19 protein-coding genes and 1 pseudogene are annotated in these 17602 nt (G+C 49.6%); 8 read left to right on the top strand and 12 right to left on the bottom strand.

Going from position 1 to position 17602, the window contains the following annotated elements:
* The first annotated feature begins 36 nt into the window (after positions 1-36).
* On the top strand, positions 37-1143 hold the full coding sequence (locus V8247_RS06045) for an aminopeptidase (protein WP_338736944.1): 1107 nt from the start codon (positions 37-39) through the stop codon (positions 1141-1143).
* A 62-nt stretch (positions 1144-1205) separates the two neighbouring features.
* Here V8247_RS06045 and V8247_RS06040 read toward each other — a convergent pair whose 3' ends face one another.
* Positions 1206-1400: a hypothetical protein gene (locus V8247_RS06040; RefSeq protein WP_338736943.1), complete on the bottom strand. Its 195-nt coding sequence runs from the start codon at positions 1398-1400 to the stop codon at positions 1206-1208.
* Between the two features lie 87 nt (positions 1401-1487).
* Entirely contained in the window at positions 1488-2582 is a 1095-nt protein-coding gene (gene rsgA, locus V8247_RS06035; protein WP_338736942.1) for a ribosome small subunit-dependent GTPase A, read from the bottom strand.
* A 337-nt stretch (positions 2583-2919) separates the two neighbouring features.
* Between rsgA and V8247_RS06030 the strand changes: the two genes are divergently transcribed.
* The 3 genes from V8247_RS06030 to V8247_RS06020 all read left to right on the top strand — a co-directional run bounded on the left by V8247_RS06030 (position 2920) and on the right by V8247_RS06020 (position 5649).
* Positions 2920-3432: a hypothetical protein gene (locus V8247_RS06030; RefSeq protein ID WP_338736941.1), complete on the top strand. Its 513-nt coding sequence runs from the start codon at positions 2920-2922 to the stop codon at positions 3430-3432.
* Between the two features lie 103 nt (positions 3433-3535).
* Entirely contained in the window at positions 3536-4219 is a 684-nt protein-coding gene (locus tag V8247_RS06025; RefSeq protein WP_338739336.1) for a response regulator transcription factor, read from the top strand.
* Complete coding sequence (locus V8247_RS06020) at positions 4216-5649, top strand: ATP-binding protein (protein ID WP_338736940.1); 1434 nt, start codon at positions 4216-4218, stop codon at positions 5647-5649. Before V8247_RS06025 ends, V8247_RS06020 begins: the two co-directional genes overlap by 4 nt.
* Positions 5650-5657: 8 nt before the next feature.
* Here V8247_RS06020 and V8247_RS06015 read toward each other — a convergent pair whose 3' ends face one another.
* The 7 genes from V8247_RS06015 to V8247_RS05985 all read right to left on the bottom strand — a co-directional run bounded on the left by V8247_RS06015 (position 5658) and on the right by V8247_RS05985 (position 12308).
* Positions 5658-5999, bottom strand: a complete 342-nt coding sequence (locus V8247_RS06015; RefSeq protein WP_338736939.1) for a cupin domain-containing protein — start codon at positions 5997-5999, stop codon at positions 5658-5660.
* A gap of 109 nt (positions 6000-6108) precedes the next feature.
* The gene (locus tag V8247_RS06010) at positions 6109-6393 is read right to left on the bottom strand and encodes a twin-arginine translocase TatA/TatE family subunit (RefSeq protein WP_338736938.1); all 285 of its coding nucleotides are present in this window, start codon (positions 6391-6393) and stop codon (positions 6109-6111) included.
* A gap of 114 nt (positions 6394-6507) precedes the next feature.
* Positions 6508-7344, bottom strand: coding sequence for a DegV family protein (locus V8247_RS06005; protein ID WP_338736937.1), 837 nt, complete (start codon positions 7342-7344; stop codon positions 6508-6510).
* Between the two features lie 290 nt (positions 7345-7634).
* Positions 7635-9947, bottom strand: coding sequence for a hydrophobe/amphiphile efflux-3 (HAE3) family transporter (locus V8247_RS06000; protein WP_338736936.1), 2313 nt, complete (start codon positions 9945-9947; stop codon positions 7635-7637).
* Between the two features lie 26 nt (positions 9948-9973).
* Positions 9974-10393: a hypothetical protein gene (locus V8247_RS05995; protein ID WP_338736935.1), complete on the bottom strand. Its 420-nt coding sequence runs from the start codon at positions 10391-10393 to the stop codon at positions 9974-9976.
* A 320-nt stretch (positions 10394-10713) separates the two neighbouring features.
* Positions 10714-11424 (bottom strand): helix-turn-helix domain-containing protein, encoded by a 711-nt coding sequence (locus V8247_RS05990; RefSeq protein ID WP_338736934.1) that lies wholly within the window; start codon positions 11422-11424, stop codon positions 10714-10716.
* A 59-nt stretch (positions 11425-11483) separates the two neighbouring features.
* Positions 11484-12308: a patatin-like phospholipase family protein gene (locus V8247_RS05985; protein WP_338736933.1), complete on the bottom strand. Its 825-nt coding sequence runs from the start codon at positions 12306-12308 to the stop codon at positions 11484-11486.
* 277 nt (positions 12309-12585) lie between these two features.
* On the opposite strand from V8247_RS05985, the gene V8247_RS05980 reads away from it, so the two are divergent.
* Positions 12586-12870 carry a helix-turn-helix domain-containing protein gene (locus V8247_RS05980; RefSeq protein WP_338736932.1) on the top strand — a complete coding sequence of 95 codons (285 nt, stop codon included), beginning with the start codon at positions 12586-12588 and terminating at the stop codon, positions 12868-12870.
* A 122-nt stretch (positions 12871-12992) separates the two neighbouring features.
* Here V8247_RS05980 and V8247_RS05975 read toward each other — a convergent pair.
* A pseudogene (locus V8247_RS05975) lies at positions 12993-13342 on the bottom strand (cupin domain-containing protein).
* A gap of 238 nt (positions 13343-13580) precedes the next feature.
* Between V8247_RS05975 and V8247_RS05970 the strand changes: the two are divergent.
* The 3 genes from V8247_RS05970 to V8247_RS05960 all read left to right on the top strand — a co-directional run bounded on the left by V8247_RS05970 (position 13581) and on the right by V8247_RS05960 (position 15322).
* Positions 13581-13712: a hypothetical protein gene (locus V8247_RS05970; RefSeq protein ID WP_338736931.1), complete on the top strand. Its 132-nt coding sequence runs from the start codon at positions 13581-13583 to the stop codon at positions 13710-13712.
* Between the two features lie 718 nt (positions 13713-14430).
* Entirely contained in the window at positions 14431-15078 is a 648-nt protein-coding gene (locus V8247_RS05965; protein ID WP_338736930.1) for a hypothetical protein, read from the top strand.
* Between the two features lie 10 nt (positions 15079-15088).
* The gene (locus V8247_RS05960; RefSeq protein ID WP_338736929.1) at positions 15089-15322 is read left to right on the top strand and encodes a hypothetical protein; all 234 of its coding nucleotides are present in this window, start codon (positions 15089-15091) and stop codon (positions 15320-15322) included.
* Positions 15323-15891: 569 nt separating this feature from the next.
* Here V8247_RS05960 and coaBC read toward each other — a convergent pair.
* Together coaBC and V8247_RS05950 are read right to left on the bottom strand one after the other, a co-directional pair.
* Positions 15892-17070, bottom strand: a complete 1179-nt coding sequence (coaBC, locus tag V8247_RS05955) for a bifunctional phosphopantothenoylcysteine decarboxylase/phosphopantothenate--cysteine ligase CoaBC (RefSeq protein WP_338739334.1) — start codon at positions 17068-17070, stop codon at positions 15892-15894.
* The gene (locus V8247_RS05950) at positions 17070-17450 is read right to left on the bottom strand and encodes a hypothetical protein (protein WP_338736928.1); all 381 of its coding nucleotides are present in this window, start codon (positions 17448-17450) and stop codon (positions 17070-17072) included. Before V8247_RS05950 ends, coaBC begins: the two co-directional genes overlap by 1 nt.
* Between the last annotated feature and the right edge of the window lie 152 nt (positions 17451-17602).

Below are 17602 nucleotides of genomic sequence, written 5' to 3'. Positions count from 1 at the left end.
ATAAAGAGACCCGTTATTGAGAAGGAGACAATATCTATGGTTGACCCGCGAATCCAACAACTGGCTGAACTGCTGGTAAAATATTCCACCAAAATCAAACCCGGCGACAAGGCCGTCATTAACGCCCCGACCAGCGCACTGCCGCTGGCCCGCGCCATTTATCAGGAGGTGTTAAAGGCCGGCGGCCACCCGCTGGTATTGCCGCGAGGCGACTTTGAGGATCTGCTCTACCGCCACGCTACTGATGAGCAACTCCGGTTTATTCACGAACCGCAGCGGCATGTCACCGAGCACTACGATGCCCGTTTCGCCATTCTGGCGGAAGACAATACCAAAAAACTATCCGGGGTTGACCCGGAGAAAATGGTAATTTCCGACCGGGCGCGCACCGAACTGATGAAAACAATGATGAAGCGGTCGGCTGCGGGAGAATTCAACTGGGTAGTAGCCCCCTTCCCGACCAACGCCATGGCCCAGGACGCCGAAATGAGTCTGGAAGAATATGAGGATTTTGTCTATGGCGCCTGTCTGCCGGACCCCGGCGACCCGATCGGTTACTGGCAAAAACAGAGTGATAAACTGCAAAAGGTCATTGACTGGCTCAAAGGCCGCAAAGAGGTTCATATCACCGCGCCAGGCACCGATCTGACCCTGTCCATCGCCGGACGCTCATTTGTAAAATGCGACGGGCGATTTAATATGCCGGATGGCGAGGTTTTTACCGGACCGGTGGAAAACTCCGCCAACGGTCATGTCTATTTTTCCTATCCCGCCATTGAGAGCGGACGTGAAGTGGCTGGAATCCGGCTGTGGTTTGAAAACGGCAAAGTAGTTAAGGCTACCGCCGAAAAGAATGAAGAATTTCTCTTGAAAACACTGGAAACCGACGAGGGCGCCCGCCGGTTGGGCGAATTCGCCATCGGCACCAATGAAGGAATTACCAAGTTTACAGGAGAGATACTTTTTGACGAAAAGATCGGCGGCAGTTTTCACCTGGCGCTGGGGGCTGGTTACCCGGAAACCGGTTCAGTCAACGAATCCGCCATCCACTGGGATATGGTCTGTGATCTGCGGCAGGGCGGGGAGATTCGGGTGGACGGCGATCTGCTGTTCAAAAACGGCGCCTTTGTCATTGAGATTTAACCAAAAAAAAAGGGGAGGCAGTTAAAACTGCCTCCCCTTAGGGCTACACCGCTGAATGAACCCTAGCGACGGCCGCGCCTATCTTTAGAGCCGACCGCCTCCAGTTTCTCCGCCTCAGCCTCTTTCTGGCTCAACACCTTATCCCCGTAGTTCACCCAGCCGCATTGAAAACACTGTTCATAAGCACCATATTCATCACTGGAGCCGAAAACGTCACCAACCTGACAGCGGGGGCAACTCTTAATCTTATACATCATCCGACCTCCGTTTCACCTTTAATTCAGGGTGAGCCCATTTTAAGGTATTGCCGGCGTGATGTAAGTAACTTATGTCACCTGCATTGACTAAAGCGTCCCGCCTTGCTTCCGATTCGTTTTATTGAAGGTTTTCAGCATTTTCCCGAAGGTTTTCCCCCGCGCTTTTTCTTCCAGCCGGCCCAGATAAGACTCCCGTTGGGCCAGGTGCTCAATTTCCTGGCTCAGTTTATGATAACTCTCCAGCCGGGCGGTCTGAATATCTCCGTCGTCTACAGCCCCTTTCACGGCGCACCCCGGCTCTACCGTATGAGTACAATCCTTGAAACGGCATTGCCGGGAAGCGGCGGCGATATCACCGAAGGCATCGTTCAGATCTTCGTCTTCCGACCAGAGTTGCAGCTCCCGCATCCCGGGAGTGTCAATTATCATGCCGCCGCCCGGCACGAGCAGCAACTGCCGCCGGGTAGTGGTATGACGCCCGGTCAGGTCCCCCTGCCGGACATCGCCGGTGAGTTGAGTGACCTGGCCGATCAATGCATTAGTGAGGGCCGACTTACCGACTCCGGACGAGCCGACGAAGCCGATCGTCCTCCCCGGCCCCAGGTAACTCCGGACAAAATCCAACCCGGTACCATCATGCGCCGAAACGGCCTGAACCGGCACACCTCCGGCAACGGCTTCAACCTCCCGGACAAAGGCGGTATTATCGCCGTGCAGGTCAGCCTTGTTGAGCAGAATGACCGGAACGGCGCCGCTGTTCCAGGTAAAAACCAGGTAACGCTCAATACGGCGCAGATTCAGATTGCGGCCGCCATCCAGACCGCTGACGATAAACACCGTATCCAGATTGGCGGCGACTACCTGCTCGCGGGTCATCCGCCCGGTTACCTTCCGGGACAGTTTGCTTTTCCGCGCCAAAACACGATGAATGGTCGGCACCCCCGCACAACCTTCAAAGCCCATGACCACCCAGTCACCAACCGCCGGCCGGAGTTCGGGATTTTTACGAAGTGCCCCGGCCAACACGGCGGCAGACTCACCGGACGGACCGAGCACCACAAAATGCCCCCGATTTTCAGTCACGACGCGGGCGGCAACACCGGCTTCCGGTGTCGGCAATTCGCCGAAAGAGGCATCCCAGCCAAGGGCGGGGTAATCTATTTTTGAATTCAATGATTCCATCTCAGGGAATTTCTCCGATTCTTTCTTATTTTATAACGAAAAGCACCGAATCATCCCCTACAGGCTTTACAAAGAAAAAACCGTTCCCGGGCAGGAACGGTCCAATGATGAAACACAGGTTAACTCAGACAGACCCGCAGGGGCATGATTCGGCAGATGAAGATTTTCGGACAGTCACCAGATACCCCTCCTTAAGTTTATTGCAGGAATTATAACACCATCGCCGCCAGTCAACAATACAATTTTTCTCCTTGAAATCAACAAACCGCCTCCATATTTCCTCCACAATCAATTGCTATGATGAAAGCATAGAAATAAACAACGAAAGGTGGTGACAATGATGAAAAAGACTTGGAAAATAGCAGCGGTAGCCCTGACCGTGGTAGCGCTGGGTGTCGGTTTCAGTACCGTAGCCTTTGCCGCGGAGGACACTGATGAACTGTTGTGCGCCGGTCCGGGTGCGGGTTTCGGCATGGGTGGTTTCGGTGGTTTCGGCGGTAATTCAGCAGTACTCACCGACCTCCTGAGCCTGACTGCGGAAGAACTCTACGATCTGCGTGCCGACGGCAAGACCCTGGCGGAAATCGCCGCGGCCAAAGGCGTAAGCGAAGATGCCCTGGTAGCTGCCATTCTGGCAGAACGGGAAGAGGTGCTGGCCGCAGCGGTGGAAGCCGGACGGCTAACCCCGGAACAGGCTGAACTGATGCTCCAGAACATGAGCGAAAGCATCAGGCTCTCAATCACTTCCCAGATTGGTCCCAGAGGCTTCGGCGGTTGTCTAACCGGTGAAGTCCCGGCTGAAGACGGTGTCCGCGCCGGTTTCGGCGGCATGGGCCGCATGGGACGGTAAAACCTGCTTAATTGAAGGTTTCTCTCCTTAGTGAAGGGGGTCGGTTTACCAAAACCGTCCCCCTTCATTGCCTTGGGACGGCAGACAGGTTTATATTATGAATATGACAAAAAAGATTCTGGTCATTGACGACGAGCGCAAGATCATAGACATTGTCCGGGCCTACCTGGAAAAGGAAGGCTACCGGGTGCTGACAGCAACCGACGGAGAAACCGGACTGAAAACCTACCGGCTGGAAAAACCGGACCTGGTCGTGCTGGACCTGATGCTGCCCAAATTGTCAGGCAACGACCTCTGCCGGATTATCCGTCAAGAATCCGACACCCCGATCGTCATGCTGACTGCCCGCGACGAACTTACCGATAAAATCGTCGGGCTGGAACTGGGGGCTGATGATTATGTCACCAAACCATTTGAAGGACGGGAACTGGTAGCCCGGATCAAGGCTATCCTGCGCCGGACCGAGCAAAGGTCATTTATTCCGGTCATGCGTATCGGAGAACTGACCGTTGACACCGAACGTCGCCAAGCCGACATCGGCGGCAAAGCGATAGAATTGACCACTACCGAATTTGACCTGCTAAAACTCCTGGCGGCTTATCCCGGACGGGTATTTTCCCGTTCAGAGATACTTGACCGGCTTCAGGGCGACTCTTACGAAGGTTATGAACGCACCATTGACAGCCACATTAAAAACCTGCGCCGGAAAATAGAACCCGACCCCGATAGACCGGCCTATATTCATACCGTATACGGCGCCGGGTACAAGCTAGAGGCGAGCCGGTGAAAAGCCTGTCATTGAAGCTGGGGGCAGCCCTGGTACTGGTGGCCGTCATCGCCGTGGCTATTATGGCCGGGCTGACCAATCAGTACACTAAAAGTGAATTCCAGACTTATGTGTCCACCAATCCGTCGTTCTCGGAAGCGATTGGCAATACGCTGGCCGTCTATTACCTGCAGAACAATAATTCATGGGAAGATGTTGGTGAAATCATGACGTCCTTCCTGGCCTTTACCGGTGACCGGCTGATTCTGGCTGACAGCAGCGGCACCATCGTGGCTGATACCGGCGGAGAACTGGTCGGCGTTAAGGTCAGCCAGACAAGTCTGTTCGGCCCATATTATGTAGAGTTGTACCGACCCCGCACCGTCATCGGCCAGTTTTATTATATCGCCGGGCATACCGGGGGTACCGGCGGCATGGGGTCAGGTATGGGATCGGGAATGGGTAGCGGACCCGGTTCCGGCAGCATCGGCGGCGGCGGCACCGTGGTAGTCTCCAACGCTGAAGAAGATTTCCTAACCCAGACTAACCGCTGGCTGTGGATTTCCGGCGGTCTGGCGGTGGCGGTCGCTATCGTCATAGCCATCGTGCTGGCTTCCCAGATCAGCCGGCCTCTCCGGGCCCTCAACACCGGAGCACGGGAACTGGCATCCGGCAATCTGTCTCACCGGGTAAAGGTATCTTCAGCCGATGAAACCGGCAGGCTGGCTGAATCGTTCAATGAAATGGCTGAGGCGCTGGAAAAAAGCGAATCATCCCGCAAGAGACTGCTGGCTGATGTGGCCCATGAATTAAGAACACCACTGACCGTCATCAACGGTACGGTAGACGCGATGCTGGACGGCGTCCTGCCGACAGACGAACATCAACTGGGCACCATTAAGGAAGAATCCGTACTACTGACCCGGCTCATCGCCGACCTGCGAGACCTGTCACTGGCCGAAGCGGGGCAGTTGAAATTGGGGAAATCCACCATCCACCTGGGCACGCTGGCCTGCCGCAAACTGGAGCAGTTCCGCTCCCTGGCCGAAGCCAGAGGCATTACCCTCCGATGCCATGACCCAGGCACCCTGCCCGCGATTTCCGGCGATTGGGTCCGTTTGGAACAGGTCTTAAGCAACCTGCTGTCCAATGCCCTGCGCCATACGCCGGACAGCGGCACTGTGGAAGTACACCTGGGCGAAGGGGAACTGAATGGCCAACCGGCGGTCAGCGTCAGCATATCTGATACCGGCGAAGGCATCGCGCCCGAAGATCTGAAACACATCTTTGACCGCTTTTACCGGGTGGAGGACTCACGTTCCCGCGACGACGGCGGCGCCGGACTGGGACTGGCAATAGTCAAACAGATGGTTACCGCCCACGACGGCCGGGTCAGCGTACAAAGCACACCGGGCAAAGGCACCACTTTTACCGTCACCCTGCCGGTATGAAATAACCTCTAAGCTTCAGACTTTGACCGGATCATCACCAGCAGCATCTTGAATGGCGCGGTCGCGCGCAATGCGTGAGGCTCATTAGCCGGCATAATTATCATCTGCCCCTTGCTGACCTGATTTACTTTACCGGCAATGGTGACGTCAGCCGTCCCGTCCGCGGCATAGACGAAGGCATCATAGGGCGCGGAATGCTCCGACAGTCCCTGCCCCTCATCAAAGGCAAACAGGGTAATGGTACCCGCGGGTTTATCGGTCAGCGTCCGGCTGACTACGGCTCCCGGCTGATAGGCAATGAGTTCGGCGAGGTCAAGAGCTTTGGCTATCAGGGATTCTTTTTCGGTCATGTTGTTCTCCAATAATAAGTCAATTAATTCAGTTTACCACAGCTTCGCCGTTTATCATCAGGCGGACACAGTGCTTTAGTGCCGTAATTTTTGGCAACTTACCACTCTTCTAAACTGGATAAGCCCTATATTTGTTACCTTTAGGGTTAAAAAATTTGTCTAAGCCCATGCTGATGGAAGAGTCAGGAGATTTGCCAGTACCAGAGGGTTTAGATGGTGAACTATCAACGGCCTTGGCAAACTCCTTGGTCATGTCACTGGTCATTTTTCGAAAACTACGCATGAACTCCCCAGCCTTTTTTGCGAATTTGGGGATACGATTGGGACCGAAAATAAGAGTAGCTACAACGAGAATAGTAATAATCTCAAAAGTACCCATGCCGAAGAAGTCCATTTTTGTTACTACCTCTCAACTCCTACCTGTTGTAACTTCAGGAAGTATATATAAATCGCAGGTTAGCTCATCGACTGATGCTCTTTTTATACTATGACCGCCAAGGACAGCAACCTAGCTTTTCGTTCGCAATGCGATACCTAGCGCCCCTGGCCCACTGTGAACGCCTAACACCGGACCCACACGGGCGATGATTATGGAGACTTTGGAGATTGCCGTGATGCTGGCGACTAGTTCTTTAGCCTCTTCAGGAGTGGTGCTGTATAAAACTGCCAGGTCTTGGATATCTTTAACACTCTTTACGAACTCCAACAGTTTTTCCTTGCCCTTGGTGCGACTGTGCGCCTGACTCGCTGGCACAAATTCACCCTCTTTGAGTGTCAGCAGTGGTTTAACATTCAATATTGAGCCGAGCATTGATTTAGCCTTGCCAATCCGCCCGCCCTTAGCTAAGTATTCCAGTGTGTCAAAAAGGATCAGCAATCTGGTATTGGGCATCGTCTTTCTGACGGCATCGGCGATTTCAGTCAGTCCCTTGCCCGCCCTGGCCATTCTGGCGGCAGCTATAACAATCAAACCTAACGCCATGGATAGATTTTGGGAATCAATAACTTCAATAGGGCACGTAAGCTTGGCCAACATTTTGGCTTGTTCGGCGGAATTGATTGTGCCGCTCATTTTAGAAGATATATGAATAGAAAGGATCCCGTCGGCTTCCTTGGCGAGCTGTGTATAGGCATCTATGAAATCCTGCGGGGTAGGCTGGGAAGTTTTTGGCAGCACAGGCTCGTGCAAAAGCTTCCGATAGAACTCATCCTCGGCTATATCAACCCCGCCGCGATATGATTTGCTACCAAAGATCACGTATAAAGGGATTACCACAATGCCCAGATCTTTTACCAATTGTGATGGAATATCGGCGGTACTATCAGTAACTACCACAACAGCCATAGTAACACTCCTTTTATTTTAGTATATGACCAATAATCCTTGCTTCTAAAAGGCATATTCGACAAATACCGCTAAATCTAGCCAGATTATTTCTTTTTGCCCTTAACATTTAGCGGTCGTGACCATCCCATGCGAAACCAAACCTTTACCTTCCAATTCCATAAGCTGACAATGAGATCCATCATCTTGTCGAACAACCACCGTAAAGCCGCTTTGATTCTCCTCATTGCACCCTCCTATATATTTTGATTGACCACTTAAACAGACCGTATTTACTAATACTCTCCTCCTTATTTTCGTCCTGATTTTACAGCCAGGCGTTGTTTTTTCTCTCGTCGGGAGTCTACCCAGACGATTAGAGCCGGTAATACGAATAGGGTGCTGACCAAGGCAAAGAAGACATTGATCATGGTGACTATGCCAAAGTCACGCAATATCAGGAAATCCTTAGCGATTAATAGCGCGCCGAAGCCACCGATCACAGTAAGACCTGAGGCGATAATGGCACGACCGATCTTGGTCATGGCCGTGGTCATCGCTTCTTCAGGCCCTTCGCCTTTGCGCCTCTCTTCGTAATACCGCATCATCAGCAAGATAGTGAATTCCACCCCGATACCCATGATCAGCGCACCGAGGGTGGCGGTGAGGGGGGTGTATTTGATCTCGAAGAGATACATTATTCCGCTTGACCAGCCTAGGATGAGTCCTATCGGTAAGACTGCTAGCAGGGCACGCAGCAGATTGAATTTGAAGAGGATAAATAGGACCAAAAAGATCAAACCAACTCCGATGAGCGTCATCTGTATCCGCCCCTCGGTCAGGGCGTTAAAGAGTTCGATCGCGATTATGGGCGTTCCTGTCAGGAAGACATTTACATCACCAGGCGGATTGACTATGTACCCAGCCAATTGGTTTCTTACTTCCTGTATCCTGACTAACTCCACCTGTTCAATATTAATGACAAGATTCGCGGCAGAGTAGTCATCGTTAATCAAGTTGCGTTTGATGGGTACAGGGAGTTGGGCGAGGATTTGTTTGACTTGCTCTGAGCTTTCAGGCATGATACCGCCGGTAGCCTGAAGGACTAAGTCGGCAATGCTGGCCGTATCCGTAATAAAATCGGACTGTTCCAAGGCAATGCGCTGTTCCAGCTGCACCATCCAGGCTAAAACTGTCGGGTCGGTAGTATTACTAGATTCAATTAGTATGTTAACCGAACTGACACCACCAGCTATTTCCCCTAAAGCCATCAGATTTTTCAGCGCAGGAACGTCCTGAGAGATAAAATTTGTCTCTTCAGTTTCGGTAGCAATCTTAGAGTCACTTATCAGGCCGCTTATGGTTAGCACTAAAGCCAGTGGGATAATTATTGCCGGATTTTTAATCACCCACGGCGCAAGTTTTCCGAGGCCTCTTTCCACAAAGCCGGCCTTCTCTGCCTTGGTTTTAATCATCCCGCCGTTTTTTGACGCCTGGTTTACTTTACGGCGGTCATGCATATACAGGATACCCATAAGTAAAAATATTGCTGCCAGATAGGTGGCTACCACGCCAATTATCAACAGAAGACCAAAATCACGAACCATAGGCACGGGTGAGAAGAACAATGCCGCAAAACCAAGCGAAGCCGCAATAATAGCGATGCCAATTGTCGGACCAATATGAGTAATTGAATCAACAATAGCTTCGGCTACAGTTTCACCCCGTCTGGCCTCCTCATCGTATCTGTTATGGAATTGGATGGCGTAGTCTACTCCAAGGCCTATTATTATGGGAAACGCCGCCATGGTAACCATAGTTATAGGAACACCAAGCACACCCATGGTGCCAAAGGTATATATAATACCGATAAGAACAATTCCTAACGGCAACCATCTCCAGACAAATAACCCACGAACACTGAAGACAAGGGACAGGATTACCAGCATTAATAGTGTAGATACCAGTAGCATATTTAGCAGGCTGCTGGACATCATATCTTCTATCTGGCTCAAGACAACAGGCATACCAGTGACCACAGTCTCTACCCCGGAAAAGCCGGCATCACCTACCAGTTTCTCAATCTCTCCGGCTACCAGATTTTGTTCAGCGATTGATAAATCCCCTGCCAGGGTTATGGCGATAAGAGCATGCTGAGCGTCAGGCAAGACCCTTATAAAAAACGGGGTAATTTGACCACTCTGAGGATCTACGACAATAGATTGAAGAATTGCGGGGTCAAGCGGTAAATCGGGGCTACCAGTTTGTTGAGCAACCGCCTGTTTTATAAAGAAAGTAGGACCTAGGGCGGAAACAACATTTGGATTCAATCCCATCTGGTTCTCGATAGATTCCATCGCTGCTATATTGGCAGGCTGAAGTAGTTGTGTTAAATCATTACCCGTCACCAATACTACTACTATGTTGCTGCCGAAATGCTGGTTGAACCTCGTATAATCCTGGTAGGCTTGGGAATCAGTGGATAGGTAAGTTTCAACACCGGTTGCCAGCTTGAGTTGCGAGGTACCAAAGAGGGCTGCTATAAGAAGTATGACACTGAGAGCGATTACCAACAGGCGTTTGCTCTCAATGAACATACCCAACTTTCTGAAGAATTGTTCCATCTTTGCTCCTTTTCTTGACTTTTACCTTAGTAGATAAGATTCATTCCCTGAAAAACGACCGCAGTAATTGCAAATCCAACGATAAACCCGGTCACTAACTGTAAAGGAGTGTGCTCTCCCAACTGATAACGGGAAATCCCCAGTAGCGGGATAAAAGCGGCGGCAACTAACGCCGGTAGTCCGAATAAAATAACGACCGAAGTAACCACGCTGGTAAAAAGAGACAAGTGGAAACTGGCTCGATAGCGTAAATTGATAAAAGTTATTAATAAGGCCGTCGAGCCAAGCCCCACCAAGGTGGCAATAATGCTCAAAGGAGCCTTAAAAGAGTATAGTATCAACGAACTGGGTAAACTAAATAGGCATACCAAAAAGAACATTTCCCTGGGTTGTTCCCGGAACAGCGCCCGATGGGTTATTCTGGTCCCGGAGGTACGCGTAGCCATAGCAACTCTCACTTGCATGTATAAGAGAGGGGCGAAGTAGGCTGGAAATAGGGCAATGATGCTCCACTTAACCCAGGCTTCAGGGCCAAACCTAATAGCTAGTAAAATTATGATTGGGATAAAGATCACATACGGATGCAGCACGTAGGATGTTATTTTGGCTATTCTGTCGGTCTCAGATATGGTGCTTGGCATTGTCTGACCTCATAATTTGGTTCACATTAAAACTCTGTGAGAAGTCCACTGATTTATTGTTTTGCTATGTAGAAGTTAACCTACAATAACATAATATCCAAAAAAACCAAAATATTAAATAAAAATTAACCCGTTGGAGTTCTTAGAATATGCCAGACGTCACGGGTAAACCGATGTAGTTTGGATAAACTGTCGCGACTTAATTCCTGAAGCGACGCTTCATATTTTTCAGCGTATGCTTGATAACGTTCCATAAATCCATGGGTTCTCTTATCGGCGCATGATAGCCCCAAAATGAGCCCGACCAGAATACTCATGCGTAGCTTGCTGGTTGGTGCCTTCAGTAGATTATCCAATGAACCTTGCTCAATCAAATCCTGTTTTGATTCCCTGAGTTGGAGTAATAAGGCCGTTATAACTTCAGCGCATTGCACAAGTGATGAACTCGGTTCAGGTATCCTGATAAGTAAGTCATCTAAGATATCTTTGTAATCTTTCCCTTCTCCCTTTCCTAAGTTTGTCAAAACACGGGTTTTAATATCGTCCCACTTTTCTTGCTCTCGTATGTCGCCCGCCAGATGAGAAAAAAGCTCAATAGTCTGCGCCGTGGGAAGGAAACGTATACTGGACCGTCCAGGTCCGGCAGTTTCCTTGGGGGTATCGTAAACAGAAACTACCATTCCTTTTTGCTCAAGCATCCTTAACATATCATAAGCTGTGGAATTGTTGAGACCCAGGCGATTGGCAATGACACTATAATGAACTGGTTCTTGCATGTCCCGATAAGTGTCGAGGAGTTTACTAAGAAATACCTTCTGCCTAAACGTAAGTTTCATAGCCTTTGTTTGCCCCCAGTTAGGCGCATTATACACCGAAAATTTAGCACAGGGAAAGATCAACGGGTCAACAATCTTTTTATCTCAAAAATGGAGGCCTGAGCGGCCTGTTCACCTTTGGTAATAAACTCATCGGCACGGTGAAAGGCCCCAAAATTAATATGGGATACCCGCGGTTCGATTATCACATCCGCTCCATTTAAACTTTGCATTAATGCTCGACTACTAACAATATTAACGGTTTGGATTGCTATGCTTATGATGTTGGGACAATTTGACGTCCTAGTGTCATTACTTATCTCAGAATTCGCATCTTGATCGGCGGGTATTACATTCACGGCAATAACGAAATCTGCCCCCATCTCCCTTAATACTTTCACCGGCAACGGATCGACCAACGCGCCATCAACCAGATACCTGCCTTCAAATTTAGCCGGCGTAAATAGTATCGGAATTGAACAACTGGCCCGTACAGCCTCCCATATCAGACCCTGCTTGATCACAACCTCTTGATTGTTAACTATATCAGTGGCTGAACAGGCAAACGGTATTTTTAAATCTTGAAATTCAACGTCGCCGATAATTGATCTCAACATGCTCCCTATTTTTCGTCCGCGAATCAAACCGGATTTTGGCAAGGCCGGGTCTGTGAAGAAGGAGAATTTTTCATGCCCCAATTCTACTGCTAATTGTTTCATCCGATTAATAGCTTGCCCCTCCGCGTAAACAGCACCTACAAGGGATCCCATACTCGTGCCAGCAATCATATGTATTGGAATCCCTTCTTTTTCTAATACTGCCAGTACGCCAATATGGGCTAAACCTCTTGCGGCACCACTGCTGAGCGCCAAACCGATCTTTTTTTCTGGAAATACGCTATCCAATAATACAACCCTTATCTACTGCTTATGATTCTTTGGCCTCCATTCCACAACTTTCATAGCTTTCCCATGAGACGTGTCATTTGCCAGGATAACTCTATTGTGGTTTAATAAATCCAAAGAAACCAAAATATATGGTAATATAGTTCACGACCGGCGTCAAATTTAGGTTGACGCTAACATTGTGCCATTGCGAGGATATTGAGGTGGTCCCCAAAATTCGGACAGGTTGTTAAGGTGGAAAACTGCTCTTAGAATAAGGTAAGAAAAGGAGCAGAACATGAAAGGAAACCGCAGACACCACAATCCGGCCTTCAAGGCCAAAGTAGCCTTGGAAGCGCTCAAAGGGGAGCAAACCATTGCTGAAATCGCCGCCCGGCACCAGATTCATCCGACTCAGGTCACCAAATGGAAAAAGGCCCTTCAGGACGAAGCCGCCAGTATCTTCAGCGAAGGGCATACTCGTAAGCAGCAACAGGATGAAAACCTGGTTGCCCAGCTGTACCAGCAGATTGGCCAGCTTAAGGTAGAGAAGGATTTTTTAGAGCATGTACTGCGTCGCTGAGTATCGAGGAACGACGCAGCAAAGTAGCAGCCCCGGAGATCTCCGGGGAAGAGCTGCCGGTCAGCCGCCGGTGCGAGCTCTTGGGTATCAGCCGTTCCGGGTACTACTATCGTCCCAGAGAGCTAGCCGATGAGGAGCATCAGATCATGAAGCTGATTGACCGGCAGCATCTTGAACGGCGCGGTCGCGCGCAATGCGTGAGGGTCATTAGCCGGCATGATTATCATCTGCCCCTTGCTGACCTGGTTTACTTTACCGGCGATGGTGACGTCAGCCGTCCCATCCGCGGCATAGACGAAGGCATCATAGGGCGCGGAATGCTCCGACAGTCCTGCCCCTCATCAAAGGCAAACAGGGTAATAGTGCCCGCGGGCTTATCGGTCAGCGTGCGGCTGACTACGGCTCCAGGCTGGTAAGCAATAAGTTCGGCCAGGTCAAGAGCTTTGGATATCAGGGATTCTTTTTCGGTCATGTTATTCTCCAATAACAAGTCAATTAATTCAGTTTACCACAGCTTCGCCAAAACGGCGGAATCAACCATTCCTGCCTGAAAGAACAGGTAAAAACTACAAGAAAGTCTATTGCTTTGCGCCTCGCCGAAGACTATTATCATAAACGGTTAAAGATAATAACTATAAGGGGAGGCGACAAATATGGGCTGGTGGATTGGCACAGTATTCTTCTTCATCTTACAGCTTGTCTGAATAGTCATGATTATGGCGGGCGTGTTCCGCAAAAAAGAGAAACCATTCAGCAAGAATTCAATGGTCGGCTACGCCTTCCATGGCACCTTCGCCCTGCTGGCACTGTGGATGTTCATTGAAGCCGTGGGACAGACTTAAGGAGAGGATGACATGAGTTCATTTTATAAAGGATTAGGTTACACCCTGCTGGTAATCGGCATTGTCTGAGCCGGCACTATTGTCGCGGCGGTCGCCGCGAAAGAAGGCCTGACCGTCTGGTCACAGATACCGGCGGTGGTATTTCATATTGCGTCAATGATTGGCGGATTCTATTTTATCGGGCTGGGATATAAGCAGAAGAGGATGGCTACTTCGGTTGATTGAGATTGATATTTTGTTGCCTTGACGAACTTTTCAAAATGAATACCCGTCGTTAAAACAAAGTGATAAGCCATTACTGACACAGCAGTTGATGCCGCCTCTAGCTAATGCAATATCAAGCTTCCACATATCACGGTCTCTCCAGCAAGGCCAGCTTTTTTTCCGGCCAAATCATCAAGGTACATAGGGCCTGGTAACCAAGACCCAATGAAACGCTTATAAGGGGGGATTATACTGTCCTCGTCCGGGGATTGGTGTATGAGTTTGCAGTCAAACAAGGTGACTCCTTCAGTCAAGACCCCCTTACCTCACTAACAGGGGGAGCGCAAACTCCAAATTACTGCACAAACAACAGTAACTACTTAAAACGGTATCGGCGCGATGAAGTAATCAATTATCACATATTCTATTTACACATCTATGACCCACATCATATCTTGACATAGGAGGTATCCCATGCAAGAATTACTTAACCTGAACCAAAGAGGGAATATCTATGGCCGAAAACAAACTTATTTTTAAAAACCTCACTAAGTCTTCGGGTTTTCAAAGAGATTTCAAGGAGCTGGTGTCTCTTTCTAAGCACGAAATTGATGAGGTCATCGATACCATACTGAAACAACCTGCCTTTGATGTTTCGGATGAGCTTGTTGAGAACGTTGCGGAAAAGCTCAAATTATCTATTGAAAAATCGCGAAGTGCGTTCAACGTCGCTGAATATTTACGTTCAAGGGCTTTCGTTACTGGCCTTTCCGCCGACATAGCTTTTCGTGAGGTTTGTGATTTTGCGGACTCGTTATCTCTCAAGTGTGATGCTCGTCTTAAAACCCTATTCAGCCCCGATGAAAAACAGGAAAAAACTCTTATGGCCAAAATTGTAGCTACCTCAATTTTACCATTTTTCAGCAATATGCAGGTACGATGCGATCTTCGGGCAGTAGAGCGCCATGATAAATCAATTATCGGCTACGTTCCCATTGGCCTTGTTGAAATGACAATTTCAAAGGAAAGTGGCGAAAATGACGTTGTTAGTTTCCAGTTAGATGAGAAGGATGTTGATGAATCTATATCAAATTTAGAGGAACTAAAAGCCCTTTTTCAAACAGTTAAAAATGATTTGGGTCATAAAATAATTCCCATTTAGGACGATAACAATGCAATCAACCCTGAGCGAATGGATTCAACTATCTGCCAATACCGCGGGGGTATTCATAGTAGTGTATTGGATAGTTGAAATTGTAAGAAATTGGAATGGAACTCCAGAACTCAAAGCACTTCGTGATCAAATGCTAAACTTTAATAAACACATGGACACATTACATAGCCAAATGGCAAACCACGACACCAAACTGTTTGAGGTAACTCAAAAATTGATTCAGAGGAAATAAGAGTAATCATGATTACTGATATTGTACTACTATGTCTCGTGTTTATTGGTGTTGTATTGTCGATTTATCGAGCTCGGACTAGGCACAAAATATACAGCGAAATTCAACAACTTGGGATTGAATTAGCCCACAATGCACAAAAATTGAACGAGAGAGTTGAAAACTATGAAGACCATTTACAATCCTTAGTTTTGGATGAACCAGCGGAAGAGTTGTGGAACGCTCGCAGTATTAAATGCATCCTATCACACACCACGACAGGGAAAAGTTTAATATATGAGGAGTATGATCCATGGGAACGATTGCTACGAGATAAAAGCTTAGCATGCCAATACATTGATGAATATCCAGAAGAACAAAGAACTACGAGATATGGGTATAAACGACACTCGGTAGTCGATTTAGTAAGACCATCATTATATTCTTCGTTTGCAATTGGCTAAAGGCTCTATCCAATTGTTTGGAAAGGTTTCTAAAAATTGTCTCTTCGCGTGATGGAAAGCTACGGTCTATTTGCACTGTCATCTGTATATTTGCCCAGTAGTAAATACGTTCGAATAAATTTGCTTTCATTCTCCAGGCGCCATCTCCCCCATCACCCGCTCCGCCACTTCCCGCTTACTCATCAGCGGCAGGTCTTCAACCCGCCCGTCCTTAAACAGCAGAGTAACCTTGTTGGTATCAGCGCCGAAACCGGCGCCGGGAACAGTGACATTATTGGCAACGATGAGGTCAAGATTCTTGGCGGCCAGTTTCTTCTTGGCATTGGCGATTAAATCCCCGGTTTCAGCAGCGAAACCGATGCGGATGAAATCACCTTTAACCGCCGACAGGATATCCTCCGTCGACTCCAGCTTCAAATCAAACTCGCCGCTACCTTTTTTAATTTTATCCGTGGCCGCGGCCACCGGCCGGTAATCGGCGACGGCGGCGGCCATGACGAGGGCATAAGCGCCTTTGACGGCTGACTGAACCGCCGAAAGCATTTCCGCAGCGGTTTCCACCCGGATGACCTCAATACCTGCGGAAGCCGGTAAATCCGTAGTAGCAATCAGTTTAACCGCAGCCCCCTGATCCCGGGCGGCCAGCGCCAGTTCATAACCCATCTTGCCGGATGACCGGTTGCCGAGATATCTGACCGGGTCAACAGCTTCTCTGGTACCACCGGCGGTGACGACCACCGTCTTGCCAGCCAGAGTGCCGCCCTGAGCCAGCGTATGCCTGAGCACACCGAGAATAACATCCGCAGCAGCCAGCCGCCCTTTACCCTCGGTACCACAAGCCAGATGGCCGGTTTCCGGTTCAACAAAAATAACGCCGCGGTCTTTCAGTTTCCGGATATTCTCCTGAGTGGCCGCGTTCTCATACATGGTGCAATTCATGGCCGGAGCGATGATGACGGGGACTTTGGTCGCCAGCACCGTGGAACAGATCATGTCATCGGCGAAACCGTAAGCCAGCCGGGCGATGGTGTTGGCGGTAGCCGGAGCGATAAGAATAACATCGGCGGCCTCAGCCAGGGAAACATGCTCAATGGAGTATTCTCCGGCCATATCCCACATGGAAGTCACCGGGGGACGATTGGTAATAGCCCGGAAGGTCAGGGGAGTGACAAAGCGCTGAGCGGAATCAGTCATGACCACTTCCACCCGGGCGCCGTTCTGGGTGAGTTTGGAGGCGATGTCCGCAGCTTTATAGGCAGCTACTGATCCGGTAACGCCCAGAACGACGGTTTTACCCTCTAGAATCATATAACGCTCCCAACCAGTATCAGTATAGCTGCCAGCAGTTCCAAAAGCACCCCTATTTTACCGGCAACCGGCATGATGGTATAAGCGCGGGGCGCGGTTAAAAGCACCAGCACGATGATCGTCATCCCCGCCAGCATGGCAAAGGGTTGGGCAACGGAGTTCTCCGTACCCAGCGTGGTGATAATACCGAAAACCAGCAGACCGGCGAAGACTACCAGTAAATTGCGCGCCAGCCATAATGAGGTAATCAGACCAGAATTGCCGGACTCAGCGGCACGACGGACCATTGAGCGGGTGAGATAGACAGCCACGATGCCCCAGATGACGGCAACCGCCGCACCGGCGAGTAGGAAATAGTCGTCAATAATGTGAATCATAGCAATCTGCTCCGAATTTCGACGAGTGACCGAGAGTAAACCGACTTCAGCGTCACGATGGGAAAGAAACCGAGATTGCTTCGCCGCAGGCTCGCAATGACGGGGAGAGAAGGTGTTGACCTGGCGGGCGAGGCATGCCTCGCCCCTACGGG

It is taken from the genome of Dehalogenimonas sp. W (assembly GCF_037094495.1).
In the GTDB taxonomy this organism is placed as follows: Bacteria; Chloroflexota; Dehalococcoidia; order Dehalococcoidales; family Dehalococcoidaceae; genus Dehalogenimonas; species Dehalogenimonas loeffleri.
Note: the sequence above shows the minus strand (reverse complement) of the source record. Positions and strands in the feature narration are given on the sequence as shown.

Coding starts and splice junctions, on each gene's coding strand:
- V8247_RS06015 (WP_338736939.1), bottom strand. CDS start 5,999: ATGACCGAAAAAGAATCCCTGATAGCCAAAGCTCTTGACCTCGCCGAA.
- V8247_RS05965 (WP_338736930.1), top strand. CDS start 14,431: ATGGCCGAAAACAAACTTATTTTTAAAAACCTCACTAAGTCTTCGGGT.
- V8247_RS06045 (WP_338736944.1), top strand. CDS start 37: ATGGTTGACCCGCGAATCCAACAACTGGCTGAACTGCTGGTAAAATAT.
- V8247_RS05995 (WP_338736935.1), bottom strand. CDS start 10,393: ATGGCTACGCGTACCTCCGGGACCAGAATAACCCATCGGGCGCTGTTC.
- V8247_RS05950 (WP_338736928.1), bottom strand. CDS start 17,450: ATGATTCACATTATTGACGACTATTTCCTACTCGCCGGTGCGGCGGTT.
- V8247_RS05980 (WP_338736932.1), top strand. CDS start 12,586: ATGAAAGGAAACCGCAGACACCACAATCCGGCCTTCAAGGCCAAAGTA.
- V8247_RS06000 (WP_338736936.1), bottom strand. CDS start 9,947: ATGGAACAATTCTTCAGAAAGTTGGGTATGTTCATTGAGAGCAAACGC.
- V8247_RS05970 (WP_338736931.1), top strand. CDS start 13,581: ATGATTATGGCGGGCGTGTTCCGCAAAAAAGAGAAACCATTCAGCAAG.
- V8247_RS06005 (WP_338736937.1), bottom strand. CDS start 7,344: ATGGCTGTTGTGGTAGTTACTGATAGTACCGCCGATATTCCATCACAA.
- V8247_RS05960 (WP_338736929.1), top strand. CDS start 15,089: ATGCAATCAACCCTGAGCGAATGGATTCAACTATCTGCCAATACCGCG.
- rsgA (WP_338736942.1), bottom strand. CDS start 2,582: ATGGAATCATTGAATTCAAAAATAGATTACCCCGCCCTTGGCTGGGAT.
- V8247_RS05990 (WP_338736934.1), bottom strand. CDS start 11,424: ATGAAACTTACGTTTAGGCAGAAGGTATTTCTTAGTAAACTCCTCGAC.
- V8247_RS06025 (WP_338739336.1), top strand. CDS start 3,536: ATGACAAAAAAGATTCTGGTCATTGACGACGAGCGCAAGATCATAGAC.
- V8247_RS06030 (WP_338736941.1), top strand. CDS start 2,920: ATGATGAAAAAGACTTGGAAAATAGCAGCGGTAGCCCTGACCGTGGTA.
- V8247_RS06010 (WP_338736938.1), bottom strand. CDS start 6,393: ATGGACTTCTTCGGCATGGGTACTTTTGAGATTATTACTATTCTCGTT.
- V8247_RS06040 (WP_338736943.1), bottom strand. CDS start 1,400: ATGATGTATAAGATTAAGAGTTGCCCCCGCTGTCAGGTTGGTGACGTT.